The organism is Nonomuraea sp. NPDC050451, assembly GCF_044458585.1.
The window spans coordinates 721,278-746,459 of sequence record NZ_JBITHZ010000002.1 but is presented as its reverse complement, the minus strand read 5'-3'; the positions used below and the strand labels follow the sequence as shown (position 1 = coordinate 746,459).

The following is a 25,182-nucleotide window of genomic DNA, read 5'->3' as shown; positions in this document are numbered from 1 at the left end:
ACTCGCCCCTATCGGGTTTCACGTTGCGTGTCCGTAACGATACCAATAGTTGACCCTGTCGGTAGAACATGTGAACGAGATTGCCGGTGGATGCGCAACGCAGCCTCCACAAGCTGAGCCGAAACCCCGGACAGGGTATGCCCGGCGCGACAGCAGTATGCGAGCAGGAGGACTGCCCGCTGCGCGCACACATACCGTCGAGTCTGCACTGCGGCGATGGCGTAACCAGAGCCACATCATGCACCTTCATGCATACTCAAACACCAACAGCTCCGAACCCCTGGTCCGTGGTCATGGTGAGGTCGTCGAGTGGGACGCGATCGGCGTCGAGCTGGCGATGCTTCGCGTCGCGCTCTGGCTGCATGAAGAAATCCCCCTTATAGGATTTGTCAGGCGTTTTACCTAGGTGCCCGGGCCAGCGGGTTGAAACGGGGGGATCGATGATGAAGGCCGTGGTGTTCGACGTCGGGGAGACGCTGATCAGCGAGGCGCGCATCTGGGCGCGCTGGGCCGAGCGGCTGGGCGTGAGCGATTTCCTGCTGATGGGCGCGCTCGGCGGGATGGCGGCGCTGGACCGCCCCCACACCGACGCCTTCGAGCTCATCCGCCCCGGCTTCGACGCGGACGCGGAGGAGGCCGCCTGGGAGCGCGACGATCCCGACGGCCTGCGCAACCACTTCGACGCCGACGACCTCTACCCCGACGTGCGCGAGGCCCTGACCGCCATCAGGGCGGCCGGATACCAGGTGATCATCGCGGGCAACCAGCCGGCGCGGGCCTACGGGGCGCTGGTCGCCATGGACCTGCCCACCGACTCCGTGCACACCTCCGAGGGATGGGGCGTGTCCAAGCCGGAGGCCGGGTTCTTTGCCAAGGTCGCGGCGGTCGCGGGGCGGGAGCCCGGCGAGATCCTCTACGTCGGCGACCGGCTCGACAACGACGTGCTCCCGGCCGCCGCGGCGGGCATGCGCACGGCGCTGCTGCGCCGCGGTCCGTGGGGGTACCTGCACGCCGAGCGCCCGCAGGCGGCGGCCGCCGACGCGATCGTCGACGACCTGCACGCCGTGCTGCCCGTGCTGCGACGCCTCGGCTGAGCGCCCGCGCCGGCACACCGCGCGAGCGGCGGCGCCGGCGCGGGGACGGATCACGTGAGGTTCTCGTCGGAGTCGATGCGGATGGCACGCTCTTCGGCCGACAGGTCGTTCCCGTCGTCGTCGCCCCACTCAAGGGCGATCTCCTCGCCTTCCGTGTCGGGCGCCAGCCCTTCGTCCGGCTGGGTCAGCCGGTGCTTGGGGCGGGGCTCGTGGAGCCGGTCCCTGGCCTCGCGGCGAAGGCGTTCGTCGAGAGTGTCCCGGCGCTGGGGGTCGTCTTCCTTGACCTCGTGGTAAAAACCGAGATCCTCGGTCCACTCCTCGAACTCGATCGCCTGTTCGTCACTGAAGCCGAACCGGTCAGGAGGTTTTTCGGTCATACGGGGCCCCTACCCAGCACGCGGCCCGAAATACTATGACTTGGCCTTGCTCAGAGCTTCGGCCAACTCTTCCTTGCCCATCTGCGACCGTCCGGGAATGTCGGCCTTCTTGGCCTTTTCGTACAGCTCGGCCTTGGTGGCGCCCTCCCGGGAGCCTGCCGGGGCGGCCTGCTTGGGGACGCTGAGCGCCTTCAGCTCCTCCGCCCTGCGCTCCTTGAACGCCTTGCCGAGCTCCCGCAGCCCCTTCTCACCGACCGCCTTCTCCAGCGCGGGCAGGATTTTGCTCTCTTCTTCCGCGACGTGGTGATTGACGGACTCGACCAGTTTCTCCAGCGTCATGCGGAATTCCGGAGTGCCGGGCTCGGCCCGTACGAGCGCGTCGAGCAGGATCTCGGCCTCCTTGTGCTCCTCGACGCTGTGGTGGGCGTCGATGCCCGGATAGACCCGGTCCTCCTCGGCGCGGGCGTGCGCGATCAGGAGGGCGTGCAGCTCCGTCACGGTGGCCTTCTGGTTGCCCTGGCCCGACTTGAGCCGTTCGAAGAGGGATTCCACGGTCCGATGGTCTTTGGTGATCAAGGTGATGACGTCGGTTGCCATAGGGGCCACCGCTACCCACGGGACCGGGAATCACTCTCAGGCGTTCTCCAGGCGGGGGCGCAGCCGTACCGCCTGCCTGAGGGTCCGGCCGGACAGGCGGGCCAGCCCGACGGCCGCGAGCAGCGCGGCCGCCACGCACGACACCCCGCCGATCTCCAGCGCGGCGCGCGGCCCGAGCGTGTCGCTGAGCCAGCCGAGCAGCGGCCCGCCCAGCGCGCCCGCCCCCGCGCTCACGATGGACAGCGCCGCGATGACCCGGCCGCGCATCGGCTCGGGGGTGTCGAGCTGCGCGCGTGCCGAGACGGTGGTGTCGAGCGTCACCGCTCCGGCCGCGATCGGCAGCAGCACGGCCGCGAACGTCCACAGCTGCGGCATCAGCCCGCTCAGCGCCTGTGCCACCCCGGTCACGAACGCCGTGATCAGCAGCAGCCGGAGGGTGAGCTGGGGCCTGGCGGCCGCCAGGAAGCCGCCGAGCACGGTGCCGACGGCGAAGACCGTGGACAGCAGGCCGTAGCCGGGGGCGCCCGCGTCCAGGGGGCCGGCGCTCATGGCGGCCATGGTGACCTGGTAGTTGCGCCCCACGCTGCCCAGCACGAACCACAGGGCCAGCACGACGAGCAGCCACGGGGTGCGCAGCACGTACCGCAGGCCCTCGCCCACGGAGCCGCCCCGCCGCTCGGAGGGCGTGAGCACGTGGAACTCCTCGCGGCGCATGGCCAGCACCGCCGCGACCACCACGAAGAAGCTGGCGGCGTTGATCAGGAACAGTCCCTCGTTCCCCGAGAACGGCAGCAGTACGCCCGCCAGGCTCATGCCCAGGATGCGGCCCGCGGAGTTGAGGACCGAGCCGAGCGCCATCGCGTTCGGCAGGTCGGCGGGCGGCACCACCTCGGCGCCGAACCGCCCGAGCGCGGGCCCGCCCAGCGCGTTGACCACGCCGCCGGCCAGCGCCACGCCGTAGATCGGCAGGACGGACTGGGCCCCGGTGACCGCGATCACCGCCAGCACGGCCGCGAGCGCGGCCTGCGCGAACTGCGCGGCGATCACAACCGGGCGGCTCGGCAGCCGGTCGGCCAGCGCGCCGCCCCACATGCCCAGCAGCAGCGTCGGCAGCGCCTGCATGACGAGGCTCAGCCCGACACTGGTGGCCGAGCCGGTCAGCGTCAGGATGAGCCAGTTGACACCCAGCACCTGCATCCAGGTGCCGGTCACGGAGATGAGGTCCGCTCCCGCCCAGAGCCGGTAGTTGTGGTGCCGCAGCGCTCTGAACGTGGTGGAAGAGGGAGACAAAACGGAAGTCCTAGCCTTCGAGATTCACCGGGGGTGAAACGCGGTGCTCGCAGGAGTAGATTCCGGTTCGGCCAAAATGTGAGGCAGGACACGCCCGTTGGAGGTTTAGACGAGCTCGAGCGGATGATCCCTGCTCACCAGCGCCGCGTAGAGGCCGGCGCGGGCCATCAGCTCGTCGTGGGTGCCGCGCTCGACGATCTTCCCGCCGTCCAGCACGACGATCTGGTCCGCGTCGCGGACCGTGGACAGGCGGTGCGCGATCGTGATGGTCGTACGGCCCCGCGCCAGCGTGTCGAGCGCCTCCTGCACGGCCCGCTCGGTCTGCGTGTCCAGCGCGCTGGTGGCCTCGTCGAGGACCAGCACCGGCGGGTTGCGCAGCAGCGTGCGCGCGATGGCCAGGCGCTGCTTCTCGCCGCCGGAGAACCGGTACCCGCGCTCGCCCACCAGAGTCTCGTAGCCGTCGGGCAGCGAGGCGATGTGGTCGTGGATGCGCGCGGCCCGCGCGGCCTCCTCCAGCTCCTCGTCGGTGGCCGACGGCCTGGCGAAGCGCAGGTTGTCGGCGATCGAGGCGTGGAAGAGGTACGTCTCCTGCGACACCACGCCGACCGCCTCGCTCAGCGTCTCGAACGTCAGCTCCCGCACGTCCACCCCGTCGATCGTGACCCGCCCCCCGGTGACGTCGTAGAGCCTGGGCAGCAGGTAGCTGAGGGTGGTCTTGCCGGAGCCGGTCTCGCCCACGATGGCCAGGCTGGTGCCCGCCGGGACCGTGAGGTCCACACCGGCGAGGGTGGGGGTCTCGCCGTACGAGAAGTCGACGTCCTCGAAGCGGACCTCGCCGCGCACGTCCTCCAGCTCCCGCGGGCCGGGGCGGATGTCCACCGGCAGGTCCAGATACTCGAAGATCCGCCCGAACAGCGCCAGCGAGGTCTGCACCTCGACGCCGAGCCGCAGCAGCGAGACCATCGGCCTGAACAGGCTGGTCTGCAGGGTCGTGAAGGCCACCAGCGTGCCGACCGAGATCGCGCCCGTGTGGCCGACGGCCCAGTAGATCAGCGCGGGCATGGCCGCCATGACGATCTGGATGGACGACTGCCGCCAGCGTCCCGCCATGCTCGTGCGCACGCCGAGGTCGGCCAGCTCGTCGGAGGCCCGGCCGAAGCGCTCGGTCAGCCCGTCGGAGCGGCCCATGGTACGGCCGAGCAGGATGCCGCTGATCGACAGCGACTCCTGGACCATGGAGGCGATGCTCGCCAGCTTGCGCTGCCGCTCGTTGGTGATGCGCTTGCGCTCGGTGCCGACCTTGCGGCTGATCCACACGAACACCGGCATGAGCAGGAGCGAGACGACCGTCAGCCGCCAGTCGAGCGCGATCATGGCCACGATCGTGGCGATCACGGTGGTGAGGTTGGAGACGAGGGAGGAGGCGGTCGAGGTGACGACCGACTGCATGCCGCCGATGTCGTTGGCGATGCGCGACTGGACCTCGCCGGTCCGCGTGCGGGTGAAGAACGCCAGCGACATGCGCTGCAGGTGACCGTAGACGGCGATGCGCAGGTCGTGCATCACCCGCTGGCCCACTGTGGTGGACATCAGCGTCTGCACCACGTCGAACACGCTGGTGGTGACCGCCACCGCGATCATGCCCAGGGCCAGCAGTGCGAGCAGGCCGGCGTCCCTGGCCGGGATGGCCACGTCCAGCACCTCGCGCAGCAGGAAGGGCGAGGCCAGCGAGACCAGTGACGACAGCAGGATGAGGAAGCCCACCAGGGCCAGGCGGCCGCGGTAGGGGCGGAACAGCTTGATGATGCGCCCGAGGGGCGCGCGTGGTTCCTCCGCCAAGTGGCGCCTCCTTTCAGATGTCCACTCAAACAGAGGTTAACTCATATTTGTTCCGGCTAAACTTATCGACATGGGAGAAAAGGAGCTCGCCGAGCTCTTGCACCTCGTCAGCCGGCGGTTGCGGCGCGGGTACGTGGATCGGCTCGTCCCGCTGGGGCTCAACCCGGGGCAGGCGCGGGCCCTGCGGGCGCTCGCGGAGGCCCCGGAGCCGCTGCGGATGGTGCGGCTGGCCGACGAGCTGCGGATCGTGCCGCGCTCGCTCACGCCGGTGGTGGACGCGCTGGAGGAGGCCGGGCTGGCGCGCCGCGAGGTGGATCCCGCCAATCGCCGCTCCACGTTAGTGGTGATCACTCCCGAGGGGCGCCGGATGGCCGAGCGCGCCCGCGAGGCGCGCCGCGACGCGGGCCAGGTCCTGTTCGCGGCCCTGACGCAGGAGCAGCGCGACCAGCTCCGTGACCTGCTGGGCCTGGTGGAGTCCCAGTTCCGCTGACGGTCAGGCCGCAGGGGTCGCGTGGTTCAGGCCGCGGGGTGCACGGTGCCGCCGATGACGGTGGCGAGGCAGGGTGGCTGGGCCAGGAGCGCGGTGTACGGGTAACGCCCGCGGGCGTCGAAGACGGCGAAGTCGGCGCGGGTCCCCGGCGCCAGCGACCCGATGCGCCCCTTGCCCCGGTGCATCCCCAGCGCCCGGGCCCCTCCCATGGTCGCGGCCGTCACCAGCCTGCCGTCCAGCCCCCGGGTCCGCAGCCCGAGCTCGCGGGCGTGCCGCCGGATGTCCCGCGCCACCCCGAGCACACCGGCGGATCCGCCGCCGGCGCCGGTGCCGAGGGCGACGGTGTTGCCCTCGTCGAGCAGGGCCAGCACGTCGGGGGCGGGTGACGCGCAGACGGCCACCACGGTCTTGCGCAGCCGCAGCAGCTTGCGCTCCCCGGGGTCCAGGGGCCGGGAGACCGCCACGTGGCACAGCGGCCCCAGCACTCCTGCCTCGTCCAGCGCCGCGGGGGAGTGTCGGTCCAGGTCGACCAGCAGCCGCAGCCCGAACGTCCTGGCCAGCACCGCCACGTCCTCCAGCACCTGCGGGTCCGGCGTGTGCGCCGCGATCCCCACCGCGCAGGGCCGGTCGACCTCGCGCATGGCCGTGATCACCGCGTCCCGCCCGCGGGTCTCCCACTCCTCCTCGCTCGCGCTGGTCACCTCGACGTACGAGATCCCGGGCACCCCTGCGAGCTCGGCCAGGTCGGAGACCACGCAGGCCCGCGCGGTCACCCCGGGTCCGGCGGCGGACGCGGCGGAGCGGGCGTCGACCAGTCCGGCCACGATCATCCCGGTCCACCGCGACTCCTCGGCGGCGGGGAAGGACGTGGTCACCGAGGCTCGCGTGCCCACCTCGACCACCCGGTCGCCCTTGAGCGCCACGGCCCCGTCGCGGATGGGATCGGCGCAGACGGGCAGCACGAGCGGGGCGGAATGGACCACGACGGGCATGGGCGCACGCCTGTTCAGGACCGGACCGGCACGCTTCGCAGACGGCATCGGCACTCCCGTCGGATCATCCCTTCAGGGCATTAAACGTGAGCCCTGTCAGGTTCGCAATTAGGACAAAGTATGCGATTCTCTCGGTAAATATCGACCGGAGAGGCGGGCGAGTTTCAGGCTCAGGTGCAGGGCGAGCCGCTCGCCGCCGTCCTTCAGGTCGGTACGGGCCAGCTCCTCCACCCGCTGCAGCCGGTAGTACAGGGACGTCCGGTGCAGCCGCAGCGCCCGCGAGGTGGCCACCGCGCTCCCGGCCAGGTCCAGGTAGGTCTCCAGGGTCTCCAGCAGCGGCAGGTACTGGGCGTCCGCCAGCAGTCCCTCCAGCCCCGGGTGCAGCTCCTGGTCGGGCAGCTGGGTGAGCATGCGGTAGACGCCGAGCCGCGCCCACTCGGCCGTGCGCCCGAGCCCGGGCACCCGCGAGGTCACCTCCGCCGCGTGCCTGGCCTCCCGGTACGACTGCGCCGCCTCCGCCAGCGCCGGCCTGGTCCGCCCCACCCCGACCACCACCGGCACCGGCATGGCCGCGTGCAGCTCGTCGGGGGAGACCGGCGGCCCGGCGGTCAGCAGCACGGCGTGGTCGTAGCGGACCAGGTGCAGCGGATGGTGACCGCTCAGCCGCCGCCGCAGCGCCAGCAGCCCCTGCTCCAGCCCCAGCCTGAGCGCCTCGTCCGGCTCGGCCCCGCGCGGCTTGGCCACCAGCACGGTCACCGGCTGCGCCTGCGGGAACGCGCCCGCCTCGATGAGCTGCCTGGCCGCGTCCCGCTCGCCCGCCAGCAGCCCGGTGACCGCCTCCAGCTCCCGGTGGGAGGCCAGCCCGCTGGCCAGGCTCTCGTGGAACAGGGCCAGCGCCAGCGCCGGGGCGGCGGTCATGGCCTCGGAGATCTCGGCGTCGGACATGGCCGGCTCCGCGTCGACGAACCACAGGAAGCCGAGCAGCGCGTCCGCGTGCCGTACCGGGACGCACACCCGCGGCAGCAGGCCGAAGTGCGGCGCGCCCGGGGTGCGCACGGGCCCGTTCGCCTCGTGCACGCCGGCGGCCCGGAACCACTGCCGCACCTCGGGAGTGGTGCTGCGGCGCAGGATCGAGTCGCGGCGGATGTCGTCCATGGCGCCGTTCTGCTCGCTGTAGGCGACGACGCGTTGCACGCGGTCCTCGAGCAGCAGGGGGCGGCCGAGACGGGCGGCGAGCTCGTCGACGGTCCGCTGGAGATCCGCCACAACAACACCTTTACGTGGATATTTCAACAGTTGTCGGAAAGCCAACTACGGTTCTTCCCTACAACTGATCGGTGATCTCCGTCAATATCGTCTATACCGTCAATCCGTGATTGCCCCGAAGAAGCTGCTGAAGGGTTTGCTGGCGGCCATCGTGCTGATCCCGGTGAGCCTGATGGCGACCCCTGCTTCCGCAGCACCCCCCACCGATCCCGAGCACCCGTGGCGGCAGAACCACTGGCCGCAAACGCAGCCCTGGCAGCTCGACGAATCCGCCGACGCCCAGGCCCTGCGCTCCCGCCCAGCCGGCGGCATCAAGCCGATTGATCCGCAGAACTGGGAGAATCCCGACAACATGACGTGGGCGGACTACAAACGGCCGCCCGGCACCAAGTGGAACGACCCCGCCGTCAAGGGGTCGAAGCGCACGTTCAAGGGCGCGCTCGTGCTGCTCGACTACCCGAACCAGCCGTTCGTGGTGACGCAGCCCAAGGGTTCGACGATCTACGCGAACCCGAGCGCCGAGGCCCACGACGTCCCGCGTGACCAGGTGGCCAAGTTCTACCAGGACTTCCTCAACACCCCGAACGACCTGAACAAGGGTCACACCATCCACGAGTACTGGATGGAGGACTCGGGCGGCAGGTACGGGGTGGAGCTGACCGGGTTCGGGCCCTACACGCTGTCGGGCAAGGACCACGAGTACGCGATGGAGTTCCAGGGCGGCACCGGCTGCCCGGCTGGCGACAGCTGCAGCAAGAACCTGCGTACCGAGGGCAACGCCGCCTGGATCGGCGCCGTCGGCGAGGAGGTGGCCAAGCAGTTCGACTTCGTCTTCTACCTGAGCGCCGGCCAGGACGAGTCGTCCACCTGGCAGGAGTTCGGGATGATGAAGTTCCCGACCAAGGAGGACGTGCCGGACGAGTGGGGCCCGCCGGACCCCGCGCTGCCCAACTGGGTGGACACCCGCTACGTCGACTGGACCTCGTGGCAGGCCGGCTCCAACTTCTGGCCGAACGCCCGCTTCGGCGTCGACTCGGTCCAGGCCGAGAGCTCGGGCATGGCCGTCTACGCCCACGAGCTGAGCCACATCATGGGCATCGCCGACAACTACAACAACCCGTACGGCGTGCCGCCGCGCAGGGCGTACACGGGCATCTGGGAGATGCTCAGCCGCGGCAGCTTCAACGGCCCCGGCGGCCCGCACTCCCGCTGGCTCATCCCGCCGACCGCCGGCGCGTCCATGGGCGCCCAGCACATGCTGCGCAACAAGATCAAGCTGGAGATGGTGGACGAGCAGAACGTCTTACGCCTCTCGCGGGAGGCGCTCGACGAGTCGGGCCTGGTCACCGCCAGGGTCGTGGCCCGTGCCATCCAGCCGGGCGCGAACGAGCTGTCCGGCGTGAACATCTCCTTCGACACCGGCGACAAGAGCCCCGCCTGCGACGTCACGACGAACCCGCTGTGTGACGGCGGCGGCTACGAGAACTACACGGTCGAGGTCGTGGACCGCGTGGGCACCGACTCCTTCACGCCCGACTCCGGCGTCCTGCTGGCCAAGACCAAGAACCAGGACCGGGCCCCGTTCGAGTGGGTGGTCGACGCGAACCCGCAGGACATCGGCATGACCGACTACGTGCTGCCCGACGGGACGAAGGTGCCGATCACGGTCGGCGACTACCGCCAGCTCTCCGACGCCCTCTTCCACGCCGGCACGGACTCCGGCAGCGAGTACGAGTACGTCGACGAGGCCAACCGCCTGCACTTCTACGTCACCGACGTCAAGCGCGACCGCGCCGGCGAGCTGTCCTACACGGTCGCCGTCCGCTCGCTCGACGGCGCGGGCCCGCAGAAGCGCGGCGTCAAGCTGCTCCCCTCGGCCGGCCTGCCCACCGGCAAGAACATCTCCACCTGCAAGTTCCCGCTGTTCAACACCGGCAAGGCGGCCCCGGCGCAGGGGCAGCACCCGGAGGACGTCAGCGCCTACCTGAGCTCCGACGTCTACCGGCTCAAGGCCGAGATCCAGGGCAAGGGCTGGACCGCCCAGCTCCCGAACGCGCTGGACTCCGTCGCGTTCGGCAAGCAGGACCTCGTCACCGTGAACGCCGTGCGGGAGTCCGGCGGCGACCGCCTGGCCAGGGTCAAGCTCACCGCCACCTCGGAGAGCGACCCGAGCAAGACGGCGACGGCCACCTGTCACGTGATCGGCTAACAGATGAACGATGGGGTACGGCTGGCGCAAGCCGTACCCCATTGGCTTGAATTACCCCATAGGGGGTGTTCGTTGACAGGGGACCTACCTGACAAACCGCGTAAAAGACGCAGAAAGGTGCCATGGGCCGCGCCCATCTCCGCGGGCCTCGCGGCCGCCGCCGCGAGCGTGCTGACCGCCTCCGTGGACTGGGAGATCCCGCCGCTGGCCAAGGTCGCCGTGACCGGCGCGGCGGCCGTCCTCGTCGGGCTGACCACCTGGGCCACCACCGAGCCGCGCGAGCCCCGGCAGGAGGCGCTCCCCGCGCCCGGCTCGCTCCCGCCCGACCAGTGGCCGCCGGTCCCCGAGCACTTCACCGGCCGCGCCGAGGCGCTGGCCGAGTTACACGAGGTCTTCACCGAGCGCAGGAAGACCTCCGACCCCTCACCGCCCCTCGTGGTCTCCCTGTACGGCCGGGGCGGCGTCGGAAAGTCGGCGCTGATGACCAGGTTCGCGCACGAGATGGCCGGCTGGTTCCCCGACGGCAGGCTCTACGCCGACCTGCGCGGCGGCGTGGACGCCCCGGTGCGCCCCGACGAGGTGCTGATCGGGTTCCTGCGCGCGCTGGACGTGCGCCTGACCACCGACCCCGGCGGCCTGGACGAGTTACGCAAGCTCTGGCTGACCTGGACCAAGGGCCGCAGAATCCTCATCGGGCTGGACAACGCCCACGACGCCGCCCAGGTCAAAGCGCTGATCCCGGCCGAGCCCGGCTGCGCGGTGCTGGTCACCTCGCGCGCGCCGCTGTTCCTGAACGGCACCCATGACACGCGGCTGAGCGTGTTCAGCGAGGCGCACGGCGTGGAACTGCTGGCCAGGCTGGCCGGCGGCGACCGCGTCGTCGACGACCTGGAGGCCGCCAAGGAGGTCGTGCGGCTGTGCGACTACCTGCCGCTGGCGATCAACATCTGCGGCGCCCGGCTGGCCACCCGCGAGCAGTGGACCATGCGCGAGATGGCCGCCCGGCTGGCCGACACGCGCCGCCGCCTCGACCAGCTCGAAGTGGCCCCGACCGTGGACAAGAGCGTGCGCGCCTCCGTGCAGCTCAGCTACGACGACTGCACGGGCATGCAGCGCCGCCTGCTGCGCCTGCTCAGCGCGCTCACCGCGCCCGACGTGCCCGGCTGGGTGGCCGGCGAGCTGCTCGACAGCTCCGGGCTCGACGGCGCCGACCAGCTCGAAGCCCTCATCGACGCCCAGCTCGCCGAGTGCTCGGGCACCGACCAGACCGGCACCATGCGTTACCGGCTGCACGACCTGGTCAGGGTGTTCGCCGCGGAGCTGGCCGAGCAGGACGAGGTCGAGCGGCGCAGGGCCGCCATCGAGCGCGTGCTCCACGGCTACCGCCGCCGCGCCGAGGAGGCCGCGCAGAACCGCTGGCCGCAGGACTGGAGCAAGGGCGGCCGCCGCTCCGACGCCGACGGGCAGGTCCTGGCCGGCGACTGGCTCAACGCCGAACGGCTGACGCTGCTCGTCATGATCCAGCTGGCCCGCCAGCTCCGGCTGTGGGAGCTGACCTGGGGTCTGGCCAGGGCGTTCTGCTCCTTGTGCCACTCGCTGCGCGCGTACTGGGCCGACTGGGTGGCCGTCGCCGAGCTCGGCTGCGAGGCCGCCGAGCAGACCGGAGACCGGCGCGCGCTGGCCATCGCGCTGCTCGACAGCTCCTCCGTGCACGGCGGCCTGGGCCTGCGGGAGCGGGCGCTGGAGGAGGCCAGGCGGGCGCTGGAGACGTTCGAGGAGCTGGGGGAGACCTGGTGGGCGGCCAGGGCCATGCGCACGATCGGCATGACGCTGTTCAGCGACGGCCACCTGGACCGGGCGCAGGACTACCTCATCGGGGCCATCACCGCGTTCAAGGGCGAGGACGACCTGTGGTGGATGGCCCGCACCCAGCGCAACCTCGCCGAGATGCGCATGTCGGAACGCCGTCCCGACGAGGCCAGGGAACTGCTGGAAGACGCCCTGGAGATCTTCAAGCGGGACGGCAACCGCTACTCCGAGGCCCAGACCCTGCGCGTCTACGGCGAGGTGCTGGCCGCGCAGGCGCGCGCCGAGCACCGCGCGGGCGACCTCCGGCTGGCGGCCAACCTGTTCACCAGGGCCGGGTTCAGCCTCGACCGGGCCTCCGAGATGTTCAGGCAGCGCGGGGAGCTGTGGGAGGAGGCCCGCTGCCTGCGGGCCGCGGGGGAGGTCGGCGACCCCGACAACGGGCTGCGCGAGCTGGACTTCGTCCGGCGGGCCGAGCAGATCCTGGTCGCGCTGGGCGACTCGTGGGGGGTGGCCAGGACCGCCGTGTCGGCCGGGCGGGCCCTGGCGAGGCTGGGCCGGATCGAGGAGTCGGAGGGGGAGCTGCGGCGGGCGGTGCGGGGGTTCGAGGAGCTCGAGGACCGGTGGTGGATGGCCAGGAGCCTGCGCTACCTGGGTGAGGCGCACCTCGACGCGGGCGGGCGTGGGGCCGCGGTGGAGCCGCTGGAGCAGGCCAGGGACATCTACCGCAGCCTCGGCAACGAGGCCGGGATGCGCCGTACCTTGGAGCTCCTCAGACGCGCCGACCCCTGAGCGGCCGGATCACGTGAGGGGGGTCCTGATCAGCTCGCCCGCCGCCAGCCTGGCCTGGGCGATGCTCTCCTCGAACAGCTTGCGCACGTGCGCCGCCTGGTCGGCCAGCTCCCTGATGCGCTCGTGGGCCAGCTCGTCCCGCACGGTGTCGGCGATCAGCTGCTGGTACTCGGGGGTCTTGGCGGCCAGCGCCTCGAGCCGCCGGTGCGCGTGGTAGACCTTGTCCGCCTTGATCACCTGCTTGGCGTACTTCTCCAGGTGGCGGACCCGGTGCGACAGCGACGTCCAGGCGGCGTCCAGCGCGGTGGTGTAGGGCTTGAACGCGTCCTCCATGCCCGGCGGCAGCTCGCGGGGGACGATCTTGCCGTGCTCGGCGTGCATGGACGACAGCTTCCGCAGCCGCTGGGCGATCTGCCAGATCTCCTCGGGCAGTGACACCCGGTTGTCGATGGTGTCGATCAGGCCGTCCCGGTGGACGCGGGAGGCCATGATCGCCTCGACCGCGTTCTGCGCCCTGCGCAGCAGCATCTGGCAGGGGTAGTCCAGGTCCTCGGGGAGGATGAAGCGGTTGGCGTGGACCTGGGCGGCGCGGATCCGCCGCCTGGTCGAGCGGTAGGTGCCGTCCAACGCCATCCACCTGAACAGGACGATCAGCCCGAGCCCCACACCGGGGACCAGCAGGGCTTCCGCGCCGGTCGCAACGGCGATCACCATCAGGAGGGCCGGGATCACGAAGAGGAGGGCAGGGTTCTTCGTGGTGTCCACGCGCACACCGGATCGGGCCATGCGGAGGATGTGCGGGCTGGACCGCAGCTCGACCGAGATCTCCGGGTGCAGCGTTGGATCGATCACCAGCCGAGGCGGCAGACGTCGTGGATCCATACGTTCATGCTGCGTTATGAACCTCGAATCCGCTCATAATTGGCGGACATATAGGGTCGCAATAATGGACGAGATGACGAGGTGGATAGACCTGGAAGGCGCGGTCAACGCGCGTGACCTGGGCGGACTGCCTACTCGCGACGGTGGCCGCACCCGTCGCGGGCGGATCTTCCGCGCCGACAACCTGCAGGGCCTCACGCCGGGTGACGTGGCGGTGCTGGTGGGTGAGCTGAAACTGCGGCACGTCGTGGATCTCCGTTCGAACGCGGAGGTCGCGTTGGAGGGGCCGGGGCCGCTCACCCTGGTGCCCGAGGTGCGCCACCACCACTTGACGCTGTTCGCGGAGGGTGGCACGCACACCGACGTCGAGGCCGACACCATCGACGCCGACCGGGTGCTGCCCTGGGCCGAGCGCGCGCTGGACGAGGAACTGCGGGTGACCGGCTTCTACTTCGGCTACCTGCGCGACCGCCCGGACGCGGTGGTGGCGGCGCTGCGCGCGATGTCGCTGGACGACGGGGCGGCACTGGTGCACTGCGCGGCGGGCAAGGACCGCACCGGGGTGCTGTCGGCGCTGGCGCTGGAGGTGGCGGGGGCGACCCGCGAGGCGATCGTCGAGGACTACGTGGCGACGGGCGAGCGGCTGGAGCTGATCCTCAAGCGGCTGCGGGGCAGCGAGACGTACCGGGGGGACCTGGACTCGCGGCCCGCGGACGACCACATGCCGCGGGCCCGGTACATCGAGCAGTTCTTCCAGGTGCTGGACGAGCGGTTCGGCGGGCCGATGGGCTGGCTGACCCGGCACGGCTGGACCGACGCCGACACGGCCGCCATGCGCGCCCGCCTGCGGGACTGACCCGCCACTCCGGTGGCGTAGCTGGCGGACGGCCCCCGCGCCGAAGCGATGCGGGGGCCGGGGTCAGGACCTTCGGTCGGCGCTCATGGGGTTCGGAGGCGCCAGATCTGGTTGGGGCGGTCCTTGCAGATCGCCTGTATGACGTTGGCCCCGTGGGCACGGCTGGCGTCCTGAACGTCCAGGCACAGGCCGCTGTGCCGGGCGATCAGCTCGAAGGGGAGGTCCGTGCCGCGCCATTTCGGTCCGGGCATCGTCCGCATCCTCCACTGCTGGTTGTAGCCCGGGTCCCAGCAGTTCGCCTGCAGGACGTCGGCGCCGTGGAAGCGGCTGGCGTCCTGTACGTCCAGGCACTTGCCGCTGTGCCGGGCGACGAGCTTGAAATAGCCGTTGTCGGTTCGTTTGAGAGACCACTGCTGGTTGTGTCCATTCACGCAGTACGCCTGCAGAACGTTGGCCTTGTTGGCGCGGCTGGCGTCCTGAACGTCCAGGCATCTGCCACTGTGCTCGGCGACGACCTCGTAGTAGGTGGTTTCGGCGTGGGCGACCCCGATCCCGGTGACGGCGAGGCCGGCGGCTGCTGTCAAGGCGACGATGAGGGTACGGCGGACTGCTGCGAAGGACATGATCATATTTCCTGTCATGTGATCCAGAGTGAGCGTGACCAGCGGATTTCTCATGAGTAGGGCCTACTCATTTCCGGGATCCCGAGCTCCTGGCGGCCCAGGCCAGACCCAGGCCGGCGAGGAGAGCGGTGGGCTGGTGCGGGGAGAGCAGCATCGCGACCAGGGCGGCGAGGAGGAACAGGACGCACGCCCCGCGGGAGACGCCGCGGCGGCGCCGGCCGGCGACGGCCAGCGCGGCGAGGCCGACCGCGCACAGCGACATCTTCGGGACCAGGCCGAGGAAGCGCGGTGGACAGGCCGTGTTCGCTGAACGGCTGCGGATCGTCCGCGACCTGCACGACGTTCGGACGGACGCCGCCACCACCGGACGGACACCGCCAGGGTCGGACGACGCCGCCACCACCGGACGGACGTCGCCAGGATCGGGCCGACGCCGCACTGCTGGGTCGGCACTGGTGGGTCGCCACTGGTGGGCCGTCACTGGTGGGTCGCCACTGGTGGGCCATCACTGGTGGGCCGCTACCGCTGGACCGCTGCCGCCGGACCGACGTTGTCGCCGCCCTGCGTGACTCGACTGGTCCGCCGCTCGTGTCCGGGCGGGTGGGTCAGCCCAGGTGGGTGACGATGCGCTGGGTGGCCGAAAGGTGGGCGGCCTCGATGACGGTCAGCGTGTCGATCGCGCTCTCCGGGTCCACGGGTGGTGGCGCGCCCTCGCGCAGCGTCGCCACCACCCCGCGGTAGAAGTCCAGGTACGCCCCCGGCTCCGTCCGCTCGGCACGATGGGCCTCCTCCGTGCCGAGCAGCCCCCAGCTCCCCTCGTCATCCTCCCCGAACTCCGGCGAACCGGGCGACATCCCCGCCCGCAGCCGCTCCTCCTGGACGTCCATCCCGTGCTTCACGAACCCGGCCGACGAGCCCAGCACCCGGAACCTGGGCCCCCGCCAGGCCGCCACCGAGCTCATCCACAGATGCGACCGGGCCCCGCCCGCGTGCGTCAACGCGATGAACGTGTCGTCGTCGGAGGCCACCCCCTCGCGCCGCACGTCACTCTCGCAGTAGACCTCGCGCGCGGGACCGAGCAACTGCAGGGCCTGGTCCACCAGGTGGCTGCCCAGGTCGTAGAGGAGCCCGCCGATCTCCTCCGCGCCCCCGGTCTCCCGCCAGCCGCCCTTGGGCACCGGCCGCCACCGCTCGAACCTCGACTCGAAGCGCAGCACCTCACCCAGCCGCCCCTCCTCGACCAGCCTGCGGACGGTGCGGAAGTCGCCGTCCCATCGCCGGTTCTGGAACACGGTCAGCATGAGCCCCCGCTCCTTGGCCAGCCGCACCAGCTCGCGGCCCTCCGCAGCGGTCCTGGCCAGGGGTTTGTCCACGACGACGGGCAGGCCGGCGGTGAGCGCGGAGGCGGCGGTGGCCACGTGGGTCCTGTTGGGGGAGGCGACCACGACGAGCTCGCACCTGCCCCACAGCTCCTCCACGTCGGACACCGGGATCGCGCCGTACTTCTCGGCCACCTCGGCCTGGCGGGCGGGGTTTCCGGTCACGACGGCGGCCAGGGACAGGCCGGGGGTGGCGTGGATGAGGGGGGCGTGGAAATACGCTCCGGCGGTGCCGTAGCCGACCAGTCCGACCCGGATGTCAGTCATTTCCTCAGGCTATCCGGCAGGCCCGGGGAGACCCCTCAGGCAGTGCCCGGCCGCGGGCCTGTTTCCGGGGTCGACGAAGGAAGGCGCCGCTGGTCCGGGGTCCACGAAGGCGGCCTTGTCCCCGAGGTCGTCAAGGCACCACCCAGGCGGCCCACGGGGCGGCGTGACGGCGGCCCGCCACGCGCACCTGGTGAGCGTCACCCTGGACAGGCCCCGGCCACGTGCGGCGGGTGGTGCCGGCTTGGGTCACCGTAAAATATGGGGTTCTATTCGTCGTCGCGCTCGGCGAGGAAGCGCTCGAACTGGGCGGCCAGTTCGTCGCCCGTGGGCATCGGGGTCGTCTCGGCCATCAGGTTCTCGCGCTCGGCGCCGCCCGCGAACGCGTCGTACTGCTGCTCCAGCCCCTTGATCGCGGTGGAGAGCTCGGTGGAGGCCTGGATCTGCTCCTCGATCTCCGTCGTCGTGCGGCGGGCCGCGTCGCGCAGCGCGTCCAGGGGGAACACCAGCCCCGTGCCCCGCGTCACCGCCTCCAGGCCGGTGACGGCGGCGGTCGGGTACTCGGCCTGCGCGAGGTAGTGCGGCACGTGGATCGCGTACCCCAGGGCGTCGTGGCCCTGCGCGCCCAGCCGGAACTCCAGCAGCGCCGCCACGCTCCCCGGCACCTGGACCCGTCCGAACGCGCTCGTCTGGGAGTTGATCAACTCGGGCCGGCTGGCGTGCATCGTGAGGCCGAGCGGCCGGGTGTGGGGGACCGCCATGGGGATGCCGTGGAGCGTCACGATCTTGCTCACCTTCAAGCGCTCCACCAGGTCCGACACGGCCTTGGTGAACAGCTCCCACTCCCGGTCGGGCTCGGGTCCGCTCATCACCAGGAACTGCGTTCCCGTCGCGTCCTTCGCGACATATACGGCCAATTCCGGGCTCTCGCACTCCACCCATCGGTCGGTGTCGAAGGTCATGATGGGCCGGCGAGACCGGTAGTCGAGCAGCCGGTCCACGTCGAACGTCGCCACGACCCGGTGCTCCAGCTCGGCCAGCAGGTGGCCCAGTGCGAGGCGTCCGGCGGCGCCCGCGTCGACGAAGCCGTCGAAGTGGTACAGCAACACCGGATCGGGCAGCTCGGGCGCGTCGTCTGCGAGCTTGTAGAGATCCTTCGGGTCGAACACGGTTGGACAGCCTTTCCCTAGGTACTCTTCACCAGAACCTACGGCGGGTCGGAACGATTCCGCGCACGGCACCCTATCGAGGGTCAATAGGACACATCGCCACGGACCCGAAGCCCGGGGTTCGCCACGGGGATGTTCGACCTGGCCAGGGCCGGTGTCGCCCGGAGGTCGCGGGCGTAGGCCGAGGTCGGGGTGCCGGTCGACGCGGCCGACGGCAAAGGTGACACTTTGCTGGTGCTCGCGGCTTATTACGGTCACGCCGGGACTCTTCGCCTACTTGTAACACGGGAGCGCCGATTCCTGCCCGGGTCTACGACCGTGGGTGGGGGCCGCTCGCCACGAGGAGGAGTCTGTCGTGGTCAGAGCGTTACCGAAGGGGAGAGGTGATCGCCGTACGGGTTCACCGCCGGCATTGGGCGCGGCGCGAATGTGGCAATTGACGAGTTTATCCAATGGTTCACGCAAAGCGATTCATAGTATGAAATAAGCACTAAAGGGCTCGAAGTTGCCGAGTGTGGCCTTTCGTGCACTCGATCGTCATGCTGGATGACGTGGCTACTTCTGCGCAAACCTTTGGTAGGCGACCACTCCACATCCCTCCATTGCCATGTCCGTTCCCGAACGAGATCAACGTGCATGCCACGGAGGTCGACGCGGAGAGCCACGCATGGCTGGCCGCCTCAAACATGCTCACCGGCGCCGAGGCGATCGAGCACTTCCGGCGCTCCAAAATCGGCCTGCTCGCGGCCCGGACCAACCCGACCGTGCCGCGTGACAGCCTCCGGTTGATCAACGACTGGTACAACTGGCTCTTCGCGTTCGACGACGCGTTCTGCGAGGGCGAGCTGATGGGACACCGGGCCTCCGCGCTGGCCCGCGCCCTGCCGCCGCTGCTCGAGATCCTCGACGGACGCAGGGAGCCGGACGCCGACGACCCGTTCGGCCTCGCCCTCAAGGAGCTTCTGCACCGGATCTCCGAAGCCGCCACCCCCGCGCAGGTGGACCGGTGGCGGATCACGGTGAAGGAGTACCTGTTCGCCCAGATCTGGGAGGCGGCGAACCGCGAGGTCGACCTGATCCCCAACCCTGAGGACTACGTGCTGATGCGCCGCATCACGGGGGCCACGTACACCTGCTTCGCGCTCATCGACGCGGGCGGCGGCTACCGGCTCGAGGCGGAGGAATGGCATCATCCCGATGTCCGCGCGCTGTCCGACCTGGCATGCGACCTCATCGGCTGGGACAACGATCTGCTCTCGTACGCCAAGGAACGGGGGAACGACAAGGCCCGGCACAACCTCGTCACCGTGCTGGCCACGCACAAGTATCTTTCTCTCCAGAACGCCTTGCGCGGGGTCGCGCAGATGCACAACGACGCGATCGCCGCGTTCATCGAGCGGCGCGCGGCGCTGGAGCACTGGGCGTCGCTGCCGGTCCGCAAGTACGTACGGGGGCTCGAACACTGGGTGCGCGGGCACATCGAGTTCTCCCTCGGCAGCGCACGTTATGTCCATGCCTGGCCCGACGGCACCCGCTGGCCCCAGGCGGTCTGAGGCCGGCGCTAGTCAGAGGCGTCCGGCTCGCCCCCGAGCGCGAGTTCGGACGCCTCGTCCAGGTCGAGCCTGGCGCCCTCCTCGAACGCGTTCTTGTAGGCCAGCTCGCCCATCCGCCGCTTGCAATCGCGCACGCACACGTCGTGGTCGTCGGTCAGGAACGGCGCGCCCAACTGCGGCAGGCCGGCCGACTTCCAGTTCTGCTGCAACGCGCCGAGCAGCTTGGCGGCCAGCGTCAGCTCGTCGTGCATGACGAAGATGCGCGCGGAGGTCTCCAGCGCCAGCAGGGTGCCGAGCGTGTCGTGGAAGTGCCGCTTGATCCGCAGCCCCTCCCTGGCGCTCTGCAGCGCCTCCTCCGCCCTGCCGGTCGCGAGCCTGGTGAAGGCCAGGGCCCACTGCGCGTACGAGCTGACCCAGAGCTCGCCGCGCTCCCTGCACACCTGCAGGCAGTCCAGCAGCAGCGACTCCGCCTCGTAGAACTCGCCCTGCGACGACAGCACCAGCGACAGCTCGACGATGGCGGGCAGCAGGCCCGGGTTCAGCTCCTTGTTGTCGGTGTTGAACTCGATCGCCACGCCCAGCAGCGCGCTGGCCTTCTGCAGGTCGCCCTGGAGCAGCGCGGCCGTGCCCTGCATCTTGGAGGCCAGGATCACGGCCCTGGAGTCGCCGACCCTGACGGCCTCGGTGCTGCACTGCTCGGCCGCCTTCAACGCGCCCGCGCTGTCGCCCTGGGCGCTGCGCACGTACGAGAGCACCCACAGCGCCTTGCAGCGCTCCTTGCTCACGGTGGGGTTGGCCTGCAGCGCCTTCTCCAGGTAGAGCCGCCCTTCGCGGACGAACCCGCAGCAGATCCACATGAACCACAACGACGACAGCAGGGTCAGCGCCAGCACCGACTTGCCCGGCGACTTGAGCGCATGGTCGAGCGCCACCCGGACGTTGTCGTGCTCCTGCCGCATGCGGACGAACCAGTAGATCTGCCGCGGCCCGGACCAGGCGTCCTCGCTGCGCTGGGCCAGGCTCAGGTAGTACTCCAGGTGCCGCTGCTGCATCTGCTCCTTCTGGCCGAGCTTGTCGAGCCACTCCTCGCCGTACTCCGCGAGGGTGTCGATGAGCTTGTAGCGGACACCGGCGTGGTTGCTCCTGATCAGCAGGATGGACTTCTCGACCAGCCCCGTGACCAGGTCGGTGATGTCCTCGGACGGCAGCCGCCCGTCGGAGCAGACGAACCTGGCCGCGTCCAGCTCGAAGTCCTTCGCGAACACCGACAGCCGCGCCCACAGCAGCCGCTCCGCGGGCTCGCACAGCTCGTGACTCCACCCGATGGCCGCCCGCAGCGTCTGGTGCCGCGGCAGCGCCGTCCGGCTCGCGCCCGCCAGCAGGCTGAACCGGTCGGCCAGCAGCCCGAGGATCTGCTCCACCGACAGCGCCCGCAGCCGCACGGCCGCCAGCTCGATCGCGAGCGGGATCCCGTCGAGCCTGCGGCACAGCTCGGCCACGGCGCCGATGTTGTCCTCGTCGAGCACGAAGTCGGGGACGCTCGCCCCGGCGCGCTCGGCGAAGAGCTGCACGGACTCGTTCGTGAACAGGCTCTCGCCCGGATCCTCGAACGGCACCTGCAGCGGCGGCACGGGGACCACGTGCTCGTACGGGAGGTTCAGCGACTGGCGGCTCGTGGCCAGCACCTTCAGATTGGGCGCCGCCTCCAGCAACTCGTGCACCAGATCGGCACACCCGTGCACCAGGTGTTCGCAGGTGTCGATGATGAGCAGCATGTCGCGCTCGCCCACCCACTCCGACAGCGACTCGGACTCGGCCCGCGAGGACTGGTCGGCGATGCCCAGCGCGGAGGCGATGGTGTGCTTGACCATGCCCGCGTCCTGCAACCGCCCGAGATCCGCGAACCACACGCCGTCCGGATACTGCGACCGGACGAGATGCGCGAGCCTCAGCACCGTACGGGACTTGCCCACGCCCCCGATGCCCGTCACGGTCACCAGGCGGGACTCGCCGAGGTGCCGTTTGAGGTTGGCGAGGAGCCGTGTCCTGCCGATGAAGCTGGTGAGCTCCGCCGGTAGATTGCCGTCTCGCTGCCAGCCTGTCGGGGTTGCCATGAGCAGCCTCACGGGGGATAGGCGACACCTGCTCTCGCATCGTACCGCCGCGGCCCCCGCCTGTCCCTGGACCTGCGGACACGCCGGGTGCTGGTTTGCAGGCCCGAGTAGCATGTCCGGCGTGAACGATTTTCTACCGGAGCAGACAGCTGACGACACGGACGAGGGCTGGGGCGACTGGCCCGAAACCGACCCGGACGCCTTCTACCTGGACAACAAGCCTCCACACTGGGCCTAGAAGCACGGCCTTCCACGCCGGGGCGCTTCGCGCTCGGGGCTCCAGACAGCGCCTCCCAAGGGGGCTCCGCCCCCTTTCGATCCCCCGAAACCCCCGCTCGCTCCGCTCGCCGAGCCCGCCCGTTGCCCGGTTACCGGCTGGGCCTGCCGGAGCCCGCCCCGGACCGGGTGCCCTCCGGGCCGAGCCCGCCGATCACGCATGGTGCGGTTGACAGCCGGTCACGCGTCGAAAGTCCGTCACTCGATCATCCAGCCAGAGGCGCCATGATCGGCTCAAGGCCTTGCGCGGCATCGCCACCAAGTGATGACGAGACCGCCCCCTCATACGAAAGCGGCACTCACACTCTCGTCGCTCGCGCCCTGGACTGACGACGAACCTTAGACCGCTTCCCCCAGGTGCTCGGCAAAGAAGCCGGCGAGCCTTTCGACAGCGGTGTCCACGTACTGCTTGTTGTCGTAGAGGTCGACATGGCTGGCGCCGTCGATCCAGTGGAGCTCCTTGGGCCCGATGGCGCGCTGGAACGCTTCGACACTCATCCACGAGGTGACGGCGCGGGTGCCGACGACCATGAGCAGCGGCCGTGACCCGATCAGCGGGATCGGCGCGAAGGCGTCGAAGGTCGCCATCTTGTCGACGCTGGTCCAGGTGAAGAAGCTCGCCGCGCGGGGGTGCCGGGCACGCGGGGTGCGGTAGTAGTCGAAGCCCTCGACCCCGTGCTCTCCGCCGAGCGCGCGGGCCTGCTCGGCGGTGTCGGGGAAGAGAGTGAGAACCGGCGGCTGCTCGCCGCGGGCCTCGGCGGTGCGTGCACGGGCGGCGGTATCCAGCATGGCCTGGAACACGGCCGGGTCCTGGGTTCCGTCGGGGCCCAGGCGGAACTGGCGGGCGACGTCGACGGCGCTGACCGTGCCGACGGCCTTGATGCGGTGATCGCTCGCGGTGGCGGGGAGTACGTAGCCGCCGGAGGCGCAGATGCCGAGCGCGCCGATGCGTTCTGCCTCGACCTCGCTGCGCGTGGTGAGGAAGGAGACGGCGGCCTTGAGGTCCTCGACGCGTTGGGCGGGATCCTCCAGACCGCGCGGCTCGCCGCCGCTCTCGCCCTGGTAGGCCGCGTCGTAGGCCAGCGTGACGAAGCCCCTTTCCGCCAGGCGCCGCGCGTACAGGCCGGAGGTCTGCTCCTTCACACTGGTGCCGGGGTGACCGACAACGATCGCCGGATGTGGGCCCTCTGCCGGCGTGTCGGGCAGGTAGAGGTGGCCGGCCAGGGGGATGCCGGCGCTGTCGAAGGTGATGTCGATCTTCGTCACGGGGTTCTCCGCATGTGCTGTCTCGGCAGGGCCACACCGATGCGGTGGGCTCCGGGTCCGGCGCTGTGCCGGGCTTGTCTCTACGGTCGGCCCAGTCCCGGGCGCGCAAAAGCGGCAGGTTCTTGCCTGGGAAAGAACCTGCCCCCTCACATCTGTGTGGTCGGTCGGGACAATGGAGAGTATGACTCCCGTACGTGATCCCAGCGAGCTGGGCGCGTTCCTCAAAGCTCGCCGGGCACAACTGGCCCCGACGGACTTCGGCCTGCCCGAGACGAACACTCACCGCAAGGTCGCGGGCCTGCGCCGGGAGGAGGTCGCTCAGCTCGCGGCGATCAGCGTCGACTACTACACGAGGCTGGAGCAGGACCGCGTCCGGGCGTCCGCATCGGTGCTCGCCACCCTTGCCCGTGCGCTGCGTCTCGACGACGACCAGCAGCGCTACCTGTATGAACTCGCCGGCAGGGCCGACGCCCGGCCGCGTCGGCGGCGGCCCGCGCAGCGCGTACGGCCCGCCATGAGACGCCTGCTCGACCAGCTCACCCAAACCCCGGCCATCGTTCTGGGCAAACGCTTGGACATCCTGCAGTGGAACTCCGCCGCAGCGGCTTTGTACATCGATTTCTCGCACGTTCCGTCACATCGACGCAATTACGTGAGCCTGCTGTTCACGGACCCGGTCATGCGAGGCATGCACCGGCAGTGGGAACATGACGCCCGCGATGCCGTCGCCGCACTGCGTATGGAGGCAGTCGCGGACCCTGACGACCCCGAGCTTGCCCGCCTCGTCGGCGAACTGTCCGTCCAGGACGCCGACTTCCGCACCTGGTGGGCCGAGCATCGGGTCAACACCGCCAGCTACGGCACCAAGAGCTACCGGCATCGGCTGGTCGGTGATCTCACGCTCGACTGTGATACATGGACCAGCCCCGACGGCTCGGGGCAGCGGCTCATGGTCCTCACCGCCGAGCCCGGCAGCCCGTCGCACGATGCCCTGCGCATCCTCACCTCCTGGACGGCCGAGCAGCCGAGCCGGGGCCTGGTGGACGACTTGGCCACCAGGACACCCCAGAACCCGGGTGGAACGAACCGGACGATCATGCCATCGGCCGATCCCGACGAGGGCTGACCACCGAATATGCCTCGCCTGCGACGGTCGCGGCCAGCCGCGGTGACGCGGGGTCGACGAAGGCTTTCCACGCCGGGGCGCTTCGCGCTCGGGGCTCCAGGCAGCGCCTCCCAAGGGCGCTCCGGCCTCCTTTGGATCCCCCCGAAACCCCGCTCGCCGCCCCCGCCCGTTGCCCGGTGGGCCCGCTGCGCTGGAGCCCCGAAACCAAGGCCTCCGCTCCGCTCGGGCTTTCCTTCCGAGCTGGAGCCCCGAAACCAAGGCCCCGCTCCGCTCGGACCTTCCTTCCGAAGGTGCGCCTGGCTCAACCCCGGAATCGGCAAGCTACGTTGGTTCGCTGGGCCCGTGCATCGATGGTCAGGCCGGGGTTCCGCTGCCCTCGCAACCTCTGCCGATCCGGCCTGTCTCGAAATACCGCACCACGTCGGCGGCGCACCCGGGCACCCGGGTGGTCGAGACGTGCACGTCGTCGGCGACGGTGTAGACGGTGCCGCCGATGGCGCGCCGCGTCTGCAGGCGCTTCAACTGGGTGCGGAAGGCCGGAAGCTGCTCCTGCGTCACGCGCAGGCTCCGGATCACCTCATCGGAGTACGACGGGCAGGATTTCCACTGAACAGACGACACATCGAACTTCGTAATGGCGCTCGCGCTCGGGCCGGCGCGTTCGGCGGCGGTCGCGGGCGCTGGGAGGCTCAATGCCAGCACCGCGCCTGCCAGCCCGGCCATGCCCCTCGTTCTCTCACGGCTCATTGTCATGGTCTTCTCTTCCGGGGTTCTCAAGGGCGATCACACCTACCGGCGGGCACCGATCGGCGGACCAGATGCGTCGCCATGCGAGCGGCCGCCGGACGGGTGTGCCCTGGGCACATGCGAGGTCCCGCCGTACGACGTGGTGCCCGTCGGCCCGTCGTGGATGGATGGCTTC

Annotated in this window: 21 protein-coding genes; 7 read left to right on the top strand and 14 right to left on the bottom strand. The window is 70.3% G+C overall.

Translation table 11 applies throughout. The features are described from left to right. Positions 1-440: 440 nt before the first annotated feature. Positions 441-1,094 (top strand): HAD family hydrolase, encoded by a 654-nt coding sequence (locus ACIBI9_RS09490; RefSeq protein WP_397221485.1) that lies wholly within the window; start codon positions 441-443, stop codon positions 1,092-1,094. A gap of 50 nt (positions 1,095-1,144) precedes the next feature. Here ACIBI9_RS09490 and ACIBI9_RS09485 read toward each other — a convergent pair whose 3' ends face one another. The 4 genes from ACIBI9_RS09485 to ACIBI9_RS09470 all read right to left on the bottom strand — a co-directional run bounded on the left by ACIBI9_RS09485 (position 1,145) and on the right by ACIBI9_RS09470 (position 5,197). After that, a complete protein-coding gene (locus ACIBI9_RS09485) occupies positions 1,145-1,471 on the bottom strand; it encodes a DUF5709 domain-containing protein (RefSeq protein WP_364831355.1) in 327 nt (108 codons plus the stop codon). Between the two features lie 33 nt (positions 1,472-1,504). Then, positions 1,505-2,068, bottom strand: a complete 564-nt coding sequence (locus ACIBI9_RS09480; RefSeq protein ID WP_397221484.1) for a hemerythrin domain-containing protein — start codon at positions 2,066-2,068, stop codon at positions 1,505-1,507. 36 nt (positions 2,069-2,104) lie between these two features. Further along, on the bottom strand, positions 2,105-3,358 hold the full coding sequence (locus ACIBI9_RS09475; protein ID WP_397221483.1) for an MFS transporter: 1,254 nt from the start codon (positions 3,356-3,358) through the stop codon (positions 2,105-2,107). A gap of 105 nt (positions 3,359-3,463) precedes the next feature. Next, complete coding sequence (locus ACIBI9_RS09470) at positions 3,464-5,197, bottom strand: ABC transporter ATP-binding protein (RefSeq protein ID WP_397221482.1); 1,734 nt, start codon at positions 5,195-5,197, stop codon at positions 3,464-3,466. 70 nt (positions 5,198-5,267) lie between these two features. On the opposite strand from ACIBI9_RS09470, the gene ACIBI9_RS09465 reads away from it, so the two are divergent. Continuing rightward, positions 5,268-5,687, top strand: coding sequence for a MarR family winged helix-turn-helix transcriptional regulator (locus tag ACIBI9_RS09465; protein ID WP_397221481.1), 420 nt, complete (start codon positions 5,268-5,270; stop codon positions 5,685-5,687). A gap of 26 nt (positions 5,688-5,713) precedes the next feature. On the opposite strand, the gene ACIBI9_RS09460 is transcribed toward ACIBI9_RS09465, so the two are convergent. Then, positions 5,714-6,679 (bottom strand): amidohydrolase family protein, encoded by a 966-nt coding sequence (locus ACIBI9_RS09460; RefSeq protein ID WP_397221480.1) that lies wholly within the window; start codon positions 6,677-6,679, stop codon positions 5,714-5,716. 108 nt (positions 6,680-6,787) lie between these two features. Continuing rightward, a complete protein-coding gene (locus tag ACIBI9_RS09455; protein WP_397221478.1) occupies positions 6,788-7,945 on the bottom strand; it encodes a PucR family transcriptional regulator in 1,158 nt (385 codons plus the stop codon). A gap of 106 nt (positions 7,946-8,051) precedes the next feature. Here ACIBI9_RS09455 and ACIBI9_RS09450 point away from each other — a divergent pair, with 106 nt between their 5' ends. Together ACIBI9_RS09450 and ACIBI9_RS09445 are read left to right on the top strand one after the other, a co-directional pair. Next, complete coding sequence (locus ACIBI9_RS09450) at positions 8,052-10,154, top strand: M6 family metalloprotease domain-containing protein (RefSeq protein WP_397221477.1); 2,103 nt, start codon at positions 8,052-8,054, stop codon at positions 10,152-10,154. Positions 10,155-10,271: 117 nt separating this feature from the next. Next, entirely contained in the window at positions 10,272-12,752 is a 2,481-nt protein-coding gene (locus ACIBI9_RS09445) for an ATP-binding protein (RefSeq protein WP_397221476.1), read from the top strand. Between the two features lie 9 nt (positions 12,753-12,761). Here ACIBI9_RS09445 and ACIBI9_RS09440 read toward each other — a convergent pair whose 3' ends face one another. After that, a complete protein-coding gene (locus tag ACIBI9_RS09440) occupies positions 12,762-13,634 on the bottom strand; it encodes a hypothetical protein (RefSeq protein ID WP_397221475.1) in 873 nt (290 codons plus the stop codon). A gap of 73 nt (positions 13,635-13,707) precedes the next feature. Between ACIBI9_RS09440 and ACIBI9_RS09435 the strand changes: the two genes are divergently transcribed. Then, positions 13,708-14,490, top strand: coding sequence for a tyrosine-protein phosphatase (locus tag ACIBI9_RS09435; RefSeq protein ID WP_397221474.1), 783 nt, complete (start codon positions 13,708-13,710; stop codon positions 14,488-14,490). Between the two features lie 83 nt (positions 14,491-14,573). Here ACIBI9_RS09435 and ACIBI9_RS09430 read toward each other — a convergent pair whose 3' ends face one another. The 4 genes from ACIBI9_RS09430 to ACIBI9_RS09415 all read right to left on the bottom strand — a co-directional run bounded on the left by ACIBI9_RS09430 (position 14,574) and on the right by ACIBI9_RS09415 (position 17,925). Further along, entirely contained in the window at positions 14,574-15,113 is a 540-nt protein-coding gene (locus tag ACIBI9_RS09430) for an RICIN domain-containing protein (protein WP_397221473.1), read from the bottom strand. 67 nt (positions 15,114-15,180) lie between these two features. Beyond that, complete coding sequence (locus ACIBI9_RS09425; RefSeq protein ID WP_397221472.1) at positions 15,181-15,375, bottom strand: hypothetical protein; 195 nt, start codon at positions 15,373-15,375, stop codon at positions 15,181-15,183. 343 nt (positions 15,376-15,718) lie between these two features. Then, a complete protein-coding gene (locus ACIBI9_RS09420; RefSeq protein ID WP_397221471.1) occupies positions 15,719-16,759 on the bottom strand; it encodes a Gfo/Idh/MocA family oxidoreductase in 1,041 nt (346 codons plus the stop codon). Between the two features lie 266 nt (positions 16,760-17,025). Next, on the bottom strand, positions 17,026-17,925 hold the full coding sequence (locus ACIBI9_RS09415) for a proteasome assembly chaperone family protein (protein WP_397221470.1): 900 nt from the start codon (positions 17,923-17,925) through the stop codon (positions 17,026-17,028). 632 nt (positions 17,926-18,557) lie between these two features. Here ACIBI9_RS09415 and ACIBI9_RS09410 point away from each other — a divergent pair. Further along, positions 18,558-19,478, top strand: a complete 921-nt coding sequence (locus ACIBI9_RS09410) for a hypothetical protein (protein ID WP_397221469.1) — start codon at positions 18,558-18,560, stop codon at positions 19,476-19,478. A gap of 8 nt (positions 19,479-19,486) precedes the next feature. On the opposite strand, the gene ACIBI9_RS09405 is transcribed toward ACIBI9_RS09410, so the two are convergent. Continuing rightward, on the bottom strand, positions 19,487-21,592 hold the full coding sequence (locus ACIBI9_RS09405; RefSeq protein WP_397221468.1) for an ATP-binding protein: 2,106 nt from the start codon (positions 21,590-21,592) through the stop codon (positions 19,487-19,489). A 615-nt stretch (positions 21,593-22,207) separates the two neighbouring features. Continuing rightward, a complete protein-coding gene (locus ACIBI9_RS09400) occupies positions 22,208-23,134 on the bottom strand; it encodes an alpha/beta hydrolase (protein ID WP_397221467.1) in 927 nt (308 codons plus the stop codon). A 181-nt stretch (positions 23,135-23,315) separates the two neighbouring features. Between ACIBI9_RS09400 and ACIBI9_RS09395 the strand changes: the two genes are divergently transcribed. Then, positions 23,316-24,260, top strand: a complete 945-nt coding sequence (locus ACIBI9_RS09395; protein WP_397221466.1) for a helix-turn-helix domain-containing protein — start codon at positions 23,316-23,318, stop codon at positions 24,258-24,260. A gap of 354 nt (positions 24,261-24,614) precedes the next feature. On the opposite strand, the gene ACIBI9_RS09390 is transcribed toward ACIBI9_RS09395, so the two are convergent. Then, complete coding sequence (locus ACIBI9_RS09390) at positions 24,615-24,983, bottom strand: hypothetical protein (protein ID WP_397221465.1); 369 nt, start codon at positions 24,981-24,983, stop codon at positions 24,615-24,617. Positions 24,984-25,182 lie beyond the last annotated feature (199 nt).